This window comes from Bradyrhizobium sp. STM 3843 (genome assembly GCF_000239815.1).
In the GTDB taxonomy this organism is placed as follows: domain Bacteria; phylum Pseudomonadota; class Alphaproteobacteria; order Rhizobiales; family Xanthobacteraceae; genus Bradyrhizobium.
In genome coordinates, this window is record NZ_CAFK01000327.1 from 1 (window position 1) to 674 (window position 674).

Below are 674 nucleotides of genomic sequence, written 5' to 3' on the forward strand. Positions count from 1 at the left end.
GGAAGGCCTGGTTTCATGGATGATCTGTTGCGTGAGTTTCTGACGGAGACCAGCGAGAGCCTGGACACCGTCGACAATCAGCTGGTGCGGTTCGAGCAGGAGCCGAACAACGCCAAGATCCTGGATAACATTTTCCGCTTGGTACACACGATCAAGGGGACCTGCGGCTTCCTCGGCCTGCCGCGGCTGGAGGCGCTGGCGCACGCCGCCGAAACATTGATGGGCAAGTTCCGCGACGGCATGCCGGTGACCGGCGAGGCGGTGACGCTGATCCTGACCACGATCGACCGGATCAAGGACATTCTCGGACAGCTCGAGGCCACCGAAGCCGAGCCCGAGGGCGCGGATCGCGACCTGATCGACGAGCTCGAGGCGATGGTCGAGCGTGGCATGGCCGCCATGGCTGCAGGCGGAGCGCCGGCCGAAGAGGCTGCTCCTGCCGCGCCGGAGCCTGCGGTTGCCAAGGGCACGCTGATCGACCAGACCCTGGAGCGGCCGCTGCGTCCGGGCGAAGTGTCGCTCGACGAATTGGAGCGCGCCTTCCGCGAGACCGCGATCGAGATGCCACCCGCCCATGAAAAGGCGCCGGCGAAAGCCGAGACGAAACCCGCCGCGCCGACCGCAGCGGCGAAGGTCGAGCCGGCACCGGCCGCCAAAGCTGAAGCCGCCAAAGC

1 protein-coding gene is annotated in these 674 nt (G+C 66.8%); it reads left to right on the forward strand.

What is annotated here, in order from left to right:
• Positions 1–15: 15 nt before the first annotated feature.
• The coding region (locus BRAS3843_RS36160) for an Hpt domain-containing protein (RefSeq protein WP_035983991.1) at positions 16–674 on the forward strand (659 nt) is incomplete at its 3' end.